Genomic DNA, 9956 nt, shown 5'->3' on the forward strand with positions numbered 1-9956 from the left:
CCCGTCAAGGGCTTGGGGGCCGGGATCGGCGGCGCGGGCTCAGCACTGGCTTCGGCGACCGTGCCCGGCAGCACCAACAGTTGCCCAACCTTCAGCGTAAAGGGGTCGCGCAGCTCATTGGAACGCACTAGGGCCGTGGTATCGACATTATAGCGCCGCGAAATCGAATAGAGCGTATCGCCCGATGCTACGGTGTGAATCTGCTCGGTCGGCACCGACAGGCGTTGGCCAATCAGAAGCTGATAGGGTGGCTGAATATCGTTCAGATCGATCAGGGTTTTGACCGGAACCTTGAACTCCCGCGCCAGGCATAGACGGTATCGCCGCGCTGCACGACGTAGCTGGCGCGAATGCCGCTGCTCTGGATGCCCTGCCGCCCCAAAGCCGCCGGACGCGGCCCGCCCGCCCATTCCGGTTGATCGAACCCCTTATCGCCGCAGCCGGTGAGCGCGGTTGCAATCAGGCCGAGGCCAAGCATGAGGCGGGGGACGATGCGCATCGCTCTTCCTAGCTCCGGCGCGGCGCAGTGAGGCGCGACAGGGCTTCCGCCACACTTTGCGGTGGGCTTTGCTCCAGCATATCGCTAATCAGCGGCACGAAGCGCACGGCGCCCAAATCTTGAACCTCAACCTCGGTTTCGGTGCGCGAGACCAGCAGCAGCCGCTGATCGATGGGGCTGCGCGCCACCGGAACGACCATCATGCCGCCGACCGCCAATTGCTCCAGCAACGGGCGCGGCACTTCCTGTTCCGCCGCCGCCGTCACGATGATCCGGTCGAACGGCGCTTGCTCCGCCCAGCCGATGCCGCCATCGCCGTGCTTCGCCGTAACATTGGTAATCCGAAGCTGCGCCAGCCGCTCTTCGGCTTCCTTCAGCAAGGATTTATGCCGCTCGATGGTATAGACCCGGCGGCAGAGCAAGGCCAGAATCGCCGTTTGATAACCCGACCCCGTGCCGATTTCGAGCACCTTATGGCGGTCGGTCAGGCGCAGCACCTCGGTCATGATGCCGACGACCTGGGGCTGGCTAATCGTCTGGCCCTGGCCGATGGGCAGCGCGGTATTTTCGAACGCATGCTCGCGGAACGTCGGCGGCACGAAAAAATCGCGGGGCACGCGCAGAATAGCCGCCAATACCCGTTCGTCCCGAATCCCGGCTTCGGTCAGAACCGTCAGCAGTCGATCGTGGCGCGGGTCGGGGGTGGTCATGCCGGGGCCATTGTCTCCAGCGACGCGCCCAGCACATTGCGCAGGGCGGCGCTGGTCGGCTGGTCGGTCAGGTCGAGATTGAGCGGGGTCACGGAAATATACTGCCCGAAAACCGCCGCCACGTCTGTATCGGTCGGCGGCGCTTCCGCCGCGCTCATTGGGCCGATCCAATAATAATGTTCGCCGCGCATATCCGTGCGCTGACCCAGTTGCTCGCCCATCTTGCGGCTGCCTTGCCGGGTGACGACGACGCCCTTCACGTCTTCCGGCGCGCAGTCCGGAAAATTGACGTTGAGCATCACATTCTTCGGCCAGGAAATCGTAATCAGGCGGCGAATAAGCTCCGGCCCGTGGGCTTCCGCCGTTTCCCAGCGCGGGGCCATGCCGGAACTGACGTGCAGTGACAGGGCAATCGCCGGAACGCCGAGCAGCGTCGCCTCCATCGCGGCGGCAATCGTTCCGGAATAGGTCATGTCTTCCGCGATATTGCTGCCGCGATTGACGCCTGACAGCATCAGGCTCGGTCGATGCTTCTGCATGACCTGGCGGATGCCGAGCAGCACCGAATCGGTCGGCGTGCCATCGACGGCAAAACGCTTCGGCCCAACGTGACGAATGCGCAACGGACGGCGCAGGGTCAGCGAATGCCCCGCCCCGCTCTGTTCGGTTTCCGGCGCGCAGATCCACACATCCTTCGCCAAAGCTTTTGCGATGCGGTGCAGGGTCTTCAGCCCCGGTGCCAGCACCCCATCGTCGTTGGAGAGCAGGATACGGCCGCCGTCGAGCGTGATCGGATCATAGAGCGCGCTCATACCGCCGCCCCTTCGATCTTGGTCAGGCCGCCCATATAGGGGTGCAGAACGCTGGGCAGCGCGATACTGCCATCGGCCTGCTGATAGTTTTCAAGAACGGCAACCAGCGCCCGCCCGACGGCAAGGCCGGAGCCGTTCAGCGTATGAACGTGCCGGATATGCTTATCCCCCGCCTTGCGGCAACGCGCCTTCATGCGCCGCGCCTGGAAGTCGCCACAGTTGGAGATCGACGAGATTTCGCGATAGGCATTCTGCCCCGGCAACCAGACTTCGATATCGTAAGTCTTGCGCGCGGAAAAACCCATGTCACCCGTGCAGAGCGTGACGGTGCGGAACGGCAGTTCCAGCCGGTTCAGCACAGTTTCCGCCGCCGTCAACATACGCTCGTGCTCGGCTTCCGACTGTTCCGGCGTCGCAACGACCACCATTTCGACTTTGGAGAACTGATGCAGGCGGATCATGCCGCGCGTATCGCGCCCCGCCGATCCGGCTTCCGAGCGGAAACAGGGCGTGTGGGTGGTAAAGCGCAGCGGTAGTTCTTCTTCCGAAACGATCTGATCCGCCACCAGATTGGTCAGCGGCACCTCGGAGGTCGGAATCAGCCAGTCGCCGCGCGTTGTGCGGAACAATTCTTCTTCGAACTTCGGCAATTGGCCGGTACCGAACATCGCCGCATCGCGCACTAGATAGGGCACGCTCATTTCGGTAAAGCCGAACTCGCCCGTGTGCAGATCGAGCATGAAATTGGCAAGCGCCCGCTCTAGACGCGCAATCTGATTGCGCAAAACGACGAAGCGGCTGCCCGACAGGCGCGCGCCGGCTTCGAAATCCATCATCCCCAGGGCTTCGCCCAGATCGAAATGCTGAAGCGCCGGGTAATTGAACGCGCGCGGCGTGCCGATGCGATGCACCTCGACATTGCCGGTTTCATCTGGGCCGTCCGGCACGTCCGCCGCTGGGAGGTTCGGCAGGGCCGCCAGTACGGCATCGAGCGATTCTTCAGCGGCTTTAGTGCGGATTTCAAGATCCGGCAGAACATCCTTCAGCCGCGCGACTTCGGCCATCAGATCGTCGGCACTCGCGCCCTGGCGCTTGCGCGTGCCGATTTCCTTCGACGCCTCGTTGCGGCGGGCCTGAACCTGCTCGGTTTCCAGAATCAAGGCGCGGCGATGGGCGTCGAGCCCCAGAATTTCCGCACTCCGGGGCGGCAGGCCGCGCCGGGCAAGACCCGCATCGAAAGCTTCAGGAGCAGACCGGATCATCGTTAGATCATGCATCGACCATCAACCGTAAAACGCTAGAGTGTTCATCTAAAAACCAGCCCCTTAGATCGTAAGCCTAGGCTCATCATCGTTGATCCCAAGGTCGGCATCGCGTTTGGCTTCCGCCTTGGCGCGATTGCGTTCGATCAGCTTGGCCGACCAGATCGAAATTTCATAGAGAAGAATCAACGGGATCGCCAAACCAACCTGACTGATAATGTCCGGCGGCGTCACAACCGCCGCCACCACGAAGGCGACGACGACCGCATAGCGGCGCTTCGACGCCAACCCCGCCGAACTGACGATGCCAACCTTGGCCAGCAACGTCAGCAAAACCGGCAGTTCGAACGCAATCCCAAAGGCGAAAATCAGCGACATAATCAGCGAGAGATACTCGTTGACCTTCCCTTCAAACTGGATCGGCAGGCCAATCCCGCCTTCGGGCGCTAACTGTTGAAAGCTCAGAAAGAACTCCCACGCCATCGGAATGATGAAATAATAGAGCAGCGCCGCGCCCATGAAGAACAGCACCGGCGTCGCCACTAAAAACGGCCAGAAGGCGCTGCGTTCATTCTTATAGAGACCGGGGGCGATAAACATCCAGGCCTGGGTTGCGATCACCGGAAACGCCAGAAACGCTGCCGTCCAGCTTGCAAGCTTAACGCGGGTAAAGAAAGCTTCGGTGAGATCGGTATAGATCATCCGCCGCCCCTCGCCCAAGGCGTGCGCCAGCGGATCGGCCAGAAAGTTGAACACAAGGTCCGACTTCCAAAAGGCGATGCCGAAGCAAATCAAAAAACCCACGAAGGAGTAAATCAGCCGCCGTCGCAGCTCGACGAGATGCTCGATGATCGGCATTTGCCGGTCATGCTCGGGGCCAGAGGGGGTTTCGGTCGCAAGCATCGGATCAGACACGCGGCAAAGTCTCCGGCGCAGTAGGAGCGCTTACGCTTTCCGGCGTAACGGGAAGAGGATCGGGCGCAGCGTCGCTCGCCGTATCGTCCGGCGCGGGGGCACCGATTCGATCATCGCGGGCACAGGGTCGGGGAGTGCCGCCGCAACCGGCGCGGGCTCCAGCTGCATACTGAAACTCGGCAGATCGATGGAGGGAAGGTCTTTTTCCGCTTCCATCACGGCCGCATTCATTTTTTGCTTCAGTTGATCCACTTCGGCTTCGCGAACCGCCTGATCGAGGCTGCTCTGAAACTCTGAGGCCATGCTTCGCGCGCGGCGTACCCATCGGCCAATATTCACCAGCAGTCCCGGCAATTCCTTCGGACCGATGAAAATGAGGCAACCGCGCCGATCAGCAGTAATTCCGACCAGGCAATATCGAACATTCCGCACAAACCTTTCGCCCGCAGCGGTGCGGACTATGGCAGATGGGCGAAGCCCGTGCAATCACCCGCCGCACGCTTTACCGCGCCCCTTAGGCTTCCTTGGCAAAGAGATGCACCCGCTGCCGATCGAGAACCACGGGGATGCGCTCGCCCACCCCCGGCAACCGCCCCTCGGCCCACCGCGCCGTAAGCGCGGTCGACCCAATCGTTAGCCCAATCAGATGTTCCCGCCCCAGGCTGCGGGCGTGCGTCACCATTGCCCTCAAGCCGCCCTCGCCCGCCCGGTGCAGCGCCTCTTGCCGCACGATCATCGTCACCGGCCCGCTTTGAACCGGCGCATCGAAGCGCCCGAGATCGCTTACGACCTCCCCGCCCTCGGCGCGCGCGTCCAGCAGCGTCACCGAACCGAAGAAGGCCGCCGCGAAAGCCGAGACGGGGCGATTGTAAAGGTCGAGCGGCGCGCCCGCCTGCTCGATTCGCCCGGCGCGCATCAGAATAATCCGATCCGCCATGCGCATGGCTTCGTCCGGATCGTGGGTGACGAGGACGGTCGCAACGCCAGCGTCCTTCAGCAGCGATAGAGTCGCGTCGCGCAAACGGTCGCGTAAGGTCACGTCGAGCCCGGAGAAGGGCTCATCCATCAGCACAAGGCGCGGCGACGGCGCGAGGGCACGCGCCAAAGCAACGCGCTGCTGCTGCCCGCCCGAAAGCGTGTGCGGAAAAGCATCGGCCAAATCGGGCAAACCGATCCGCGCCACCCAGTGCGCCGCCTGCGCCTGCCGCTCGGCACGCGGCAGGTCGGACAGGCCGAACGCGATATTCTGCGTCACGGTCAGGTGTGGAAACAGCGCGAAATCTTGAAACACCATGCCGACGCGGCGCAACTCGGGCGGCAGGCTGAGACGCGGCTCGCCAACCACCTGCCCCGCCAGTTCCACCCGCCCGTGCTGAACTGGTTCCAGCCCCGCCGCGATGCGCAAAAGCGTCGATTTCCCACAGCCGGACGGGCCAAGCAAACAGACGACTTCCCCCGCCGCAACGTCGAGACTGACCGATTGCAACGCCTGGAGCGCGCCATAGGCATGGCTCACCGCTTCAATAACCAGCATGGATTTTCCTATTCTTGGCCGGATGACGTGCCGGGGCGGCTCCGCGCCAAGGCCCGCGCCAGCAGAAGCACCGGCAGCAGGCCGACGAGCATAATCGCCAGCGACGCCGGGGCAGCATCGGCCAAACGCTCATCGCCCGCCATCGCGAAAACGAGCACCGCGAGCGTATCGAAGTTGAAGGGGCGCAGAATGAGTGTGGCGGGAAGCTCTTTCATCACATCGACGAACACCAGCAGCGCAGCGGCCAATAGGCTGGGGCGAATGATCGGCAGATGCACGCTCCACAGGGTCTCCCCGGCCGAGCGCCCCAGGCTGCGTGCGGCAAAATCCATCTGCGGCGTCACTTTCCCCAAGGCCGACTCGACGGCATTCAAGGCGATGGCGAGAAAGCGGATGACGTAGGCGAAGAGCAGCGCAATCAAAGTGCCGGAGAGGATTAAGCCGGTCGAAACCCCAAAGAGGCGGCGGCTCGCCCCATCGACGGCGGTATCGATGGCGGCCAAGGGAATAATCACGCCGACGGCAATCACCAATCCGGGCACGGCATAGCCCAAGCTGGCGGAGCGCGTTGCCCCGCGCACGAGCCAAGTCGGGTGCAATCGCCGCGCATAAGCCAGAGTCAAGGCCAAGGAAACGGCGACCCCGGCGGCGATTACGGCCAACAGCAACGAATGTTCCGCCGCGTCCCAGAAAGCGGCATTCACCATTGCGGGCGCGGTATCAAAAGCCCAAGCCAACAGCATCAGCAGCGGCACGATGAAGCCAAGCAGGCACGGTAGCAGGCAGGCGATCATCGCCAGCGCGGCTTTCCGGGGCGAGAGTTGAAAGCGCGGCAAATGCCGGTAGCGCAAACTCGTGTGCCGCGTACTGCCGCTGCGCCCCTGACGCTCCAGCGCCATCAGCCCGATCACGAAGAGCAGCAGCAACCCCGCCAATTGCGTTGCCGCCGCCGGCTCGTTCATGCCGAGCCAAGTGCGGTAAATCCCCGCCGTCAACGTATCGACGGCGAAATATTGCACCGTACCGAAATCATTGAGCGTTTCCATCAGCGCCAGCGCCACGCCGCCCGCAATTGCAGGCCGGGCGAGCGGCACGGCCAACCGCCGAAAACAACCGAACGGCGTTTGCCCCAACGACCGTCCGGCTTCGAGTACGCACACCGATTGTTCGAGAAACGCCGCCCGCGCCAACAGGTAAACATAAGGGTAGAGCACCAGCACCATCACCGCGATCGCCCCGCCTAAGGAGCGGATCGGCGGGAACCAATAGCTGCCCAACTCCAACCCTAGCCCTGCGCGCAGCAGGCTTTGCACCGGCCCGGCGCTATCGAGCAGCCCGGTATAGGCATAGGCCACCACATAGGCGGGAAAGGCCAAGGGCAGCAGCAGCAGAATTTCAAACGCCCGCGCGCCGGGGAACTGGCACAGGGTCACGAGCCACGCCGTCCCCACGCCGATCACGGCAACCCCCAGCCCGACGCCCAGCATCAGCAGGAGTGTATTGCGCAGATAGGTCGGCATGACCGTCGAGAGCAAATGCGCCCACACGTCCCAAGCCGGAAACAGGAAAGAGCCGAGAATCGTCAGGATCGGCAGCGCCAGCACCAGGGCCAATCCCAGCGCCAAAACCGCCCAACCGCCGCCCACACGCCCCCAATGCCACCGAAGCGGCACGGTGGGCAGAGGGCTCCCGGCAGAGGTCAAGGGGGGAGGAAGGCTAGCGTCAGTCACGGGTTTCACCGGCAAGAAGAAAAGACAGCGGGCTGCCCTATGATCCTGCGAACCTTAACGCGACTGACTCTCACCTGCAAGATCGGGAGGAGCATCGCCGAGCAGGGTTTCGACAGGATCATCGGCCTCCGCTTGCAACGCCGCCTCCGCCTCTTCCTCGCGCATGGCGATAGTGATGCCGCTGCGCCGGTCCAGCAGGCCCGCCGCTTTCAGTTCCTCCACCCCCGGCAGATCGTCGAGACTGGTCAGGCCGAAATGGTCCAAAAACCCCGGCGTCGTCACCCAGGTCACGGGGCGGCCCGGCGTGCGGCGGCGGCCTTTCGGCTTAATCCACCCCGATTCCAGCAGAATATCGAGCGTGCCTCGCGAAAGCTGAACGCCGCGAATTTCTTCGATTTCCCCACGGGTTACGGGCTGATGGTAAGCGATAATCGCCAAAGCTTCGACGGCGGCGCGCGACAGTTTACGGCTCACGTCCAGCGTCACCCGCAGGGCGGTGGCAAGGTCCGGCGCGGTGCGGAACGCCCAACCGCCGGCAAGCTGCACCAACTCAACCCCCCGCCCCTGATAGAGCGCCGCAAGCTCGGCCAACCGCGCCTTCACATCCGCCCCCGGCGGCATGCGCACGATCAGATCGATCTCGGTTAGCGGGGTGGCTGCGGCAAAAAGCTGCGCTTCCAGCACGCGCAGTTCATAGGATAGGGGTTCGGAGGTCCGGGGTTCGAGTTTCATAGGGCGATACTCCCTTCCTCATCCGGCTCCAGAACATCGTCCGCAGCGGGGGAGCGCACCAGGATCGGGCCGAAGCGCTCGGCTTGGCGCAGGTCGAGCTTACCCGATTTCGCCAGTTCCAGCGCGGCCAGAAACGTGGCGGCAACCGCCGAGCGGAACACCAGCCCGTCGCGGATATCGGTGGGCAAAAAACTGCTGAGCGCCTCCCAAAGCGGCATCTGCCCCAAGCGTTCGGACAGGCGTTGCAGCGCGTCATCCATCGAATAAAGCTCGGTGGCGGCGATGCGCAGGCGCGAATAATCGGTGCGGCGCTTATGGTCGGCATAAGCGGTGAGCAGCTCGTAGAGCGTAACATCCCAGCGTACGCGGGCATCCACCTCGAACCGCTCGGGGAAACCGCGCGCGAAGACATCCCGGCCAAGCAGCGTTCCCGCCATCAACCGCGCGCCCGCCTTCTGCATCGCTTCGAGCCGTTGAAGCTGGAACGCCAGCGTCGCCGCCATTTCCTCGGCGCTGGGCTCCTCCTCCTCGCTCGGCGGGTCGGGCAGCAGCAGGCGTGATTTTAGGTAGGCGAGCCACGCCGCCATCACCAGATAATCGGCGGCAACTTCTAAACGGCGATGCAGAATGCCGCGAATGAAGGCGAGATATTGATCGACCAGCGGCAGAATGCGGATTTTGGTGAGATCGACCTTTTGCTCGCGCGCCAGGGTCAGCAGCACATCGATGGGGCCTTCGTAACCGTCGAGATCGAGCAGAAGAACGGCCTCATCGGCAGGCTCGGGGCGGGCATCCCACGCCTCGGACTCGCCGGTCACTACCAGCCTGCGAGCGTTAAAACCGCGACAATCGCCGCGTTGATCGGACCGCTCAGCAGCCACCCCAAGGGATTGATCGGATAGCCCGCCTGCGCCGAGACCATCGGAATGATGAAAGCAAAGCCCATGACGATCAGCATGCCGATATTCTCAAGCCGCGCCAGGGGTCGCGCGAGAAACAGCGGCAGAACCCCAACCGCCACCCGCCCGCCATCGAGCGGCGGAATCGGCATCAGATTGAAGACGGCCAGAATCACATTGAATTTAATCGCGTTCAGCAGGTTCTGCCGCGCCCAGTCCGACGCCACATCGGGCATATGCTGCAAGCCGTGCAGCAGCAGGGCGGCAATCAAGGCCATCGCGAAATTGGTGAGCGGACCGGCGGCGGCGACAATCGCCATATCGCGCCGGGGCGAGCGCAGGTAGCGCATATCTACCGGCACGGCTTTCGCCCAACCGAAGAAAAAATTCGATCCGACCAGCAGCATCAAGCCCGGCAGGAAGATGGTTCCCACCGGGTCGATGTGACGGATCGGGTTAAGGCTCAAGCGTCCCGCCAGCCGCGCCGTGGGATCGCCCAAGGCATTGGCGACATAGCCATGCGCCGCCTCGTGCAGGGTAATCGCCAACAGCGCCGGCAGCAGCCAGACCGAGATACTATGCAGAATCCCTGCGAGTTCAGGCATCAGAATGCAACTTTAGCGAACAATGAGGCAATCCTGACCACGCGCCTTCAGCGCTGCGCAGACCGAGCCGCCATCGGCGACCGGCCCCGCCTGAATGCGGTAATAGGTGCCCTTATTGGGAATCTCGACCTTGGCGACGCTCATCGAGAGGTTGGCGAGTTCGGGATTGGCCTTTTGCAGCTTCGCCCATTCCGCCGAAGCCGCCGCTTCCGATTTCACCGCGCCCAGTTGCACTTTCGCGCCGCGCGGCGCGCTGGC

Annotated in this window: 13 protein-coding genes; all 13 read right to left on the bottom strand. The window is 63.2% G+C overall.

Annotated features, from left to right (window positions below; genetic code table 11):
- On the bottom strand, positions 1-215 hold a 215-nt coding region (locus VZ95_RS27280; RefSeq protein WP_232302676.1), incomplete at its 3' end, for a LysM peptidoglycan-binding domain-containing protein.
- Between the two features lie 56 nt (positions 216-271).
- Complete coding sequence (locus VZ95_RS27285) at positions 272-499, bottom strand: hypothetical protein (protein WP_052711797.1); 228 nt, start codon at positions 497-499, stop codon at positions 272-274.
- Between the two features lie 8 nt (positions 500-507).
- A complete protein-coding gene (locus VZ95_RS14670; protein WP_045776519.1) occupies positions 508-1209 on the bottom strand; it encodes a protein-L-isoaspartate(D-aspartate) O-methyltransferase in 702 nt (233 codons plus the stop codon).
- A complete protein-coding gene (gene surE / locus VZ95_RS14675) occupies positions 1206-2021 on the bottom strand; it encodes a 5'/3'-nucleotidase SurE (protein ID WP_045776520.1) in 816 nt (271 codons plus the stop codon). The genes VZ95_RS14670 and surE overlap by 4 nt, the downstream gene beginning before the upstream one ends.
- The gene (gene serS, locus VZ95_RS14680) at positions 2018-3298 is read right to left on the bottom strand and encodes a serine--tRNA ligase (RefSeq protein ID WP_045776521.1); all 1281 of its coding nucleotides are present in this window, start codon (positions 3296-3298) and stop codon (positions 2018-2020) included. The genes surE and serS overlap by 4 nt, the downstream gene beginning before the upstream one ends.
- A gap of 48 nt (positions 3299-3346) precedes the next feature.
- Positions 3347-4198, bottom strand: a complete 852-nt coding sequence (gene tatC / locus VZ95_RS14685; protein WP_332308106.1) for a twin-arginine translocase subunit TatC — start codon at positions 4196-4198, stop codon at positions 3347-3349.
- A 30-nt stretch (positions 4199-4228) separates the two neighbouring features.
- On the bottom strand, positions 4229-4501 hold the full coding sequence (locus tag VZ95_RS14690) for a hypothetical protein (RefSeq protein WP_198148323.1): 273 nt from the start codon (positions 4499-4501) through the stop codon (positions 4229-4231).
- A gap of 211 nt (positions 4502-4712) precedes the next feature.
- Complete coding sequence (locus VZ95_RS14695; RefSeq protein WP_045776523.1) at positions 4713-5732, bottom strand: ABC transporter ATP-binding protein; 1020 nt, start codon at positions 5730-5732, stop codon at positions 4713-4715.
- 8 nt (positions 5733-5740) lie between these two features.
- Complete coding sequence (locus VZ95_RS14700; protein WP_084627812.1) at positions 5741-7405, bottom strand: ABC transporter permease; 1665 nt, start codon at positions 7403-7405, stop codon at positions 5741-5743.
- Positions 7406-7516: 111 nt separating this feature from the next.
- Positions 7517-8194, bottom strand: coding sequence for an SMC-Scp complex subunit ScpB (gene scpB, locus VZ95_RS14705; RefSeq protein ID WP_045776524.1), 678 nt, complete (start codon positions 8192-8194; stop codon positions 7517-7519).
- Positions 8191-9012, bottom strand: coding sequence for a segregation and condensation protein A (locus VZ95_RS14710; protein WP_045776525.1), 822 nt, complete (start codon positions 9010-9012; stop codon positions 8191-8193). The genes scpB and VZ95_RS14710 overlap by 4 nt, the downstream gene beginning before the upstream one ends.
- Positions 9012-9698, bottom strand: a complete 687-nt coding sequence (locus VZ95_RS14715; protein ID WP_045776526.1) for a site-2 protease family protein — start codon at positions 9696-9698, stop codon at positions 9012-9014. The genes VZ95_RS14710 and VZ95_RS14715 overlap by 1 nt, the downstream gene beginning before the upstream one ends.
- A gap of 12 nt (positions 9699-9710) precedes the next feature.
- Positions 9711-9956: SPOR domain-containing protein (locus VZ95_RS14720; RefSeq protein WP_045776527.1), on the bottom strand; the 246-nt coding region annotated here is incomplete at its 5' end.

Origin of the sequence: Elstera litoralis, assembly GCF_000963705.1 — a bacterium.
Classification (GTDB): domain Bacteria; phylum Pseudomonadota; class Alphaproteobacteria; order Elsterales; family Elsteraceae; genus Elstera; species Elstera litoralis.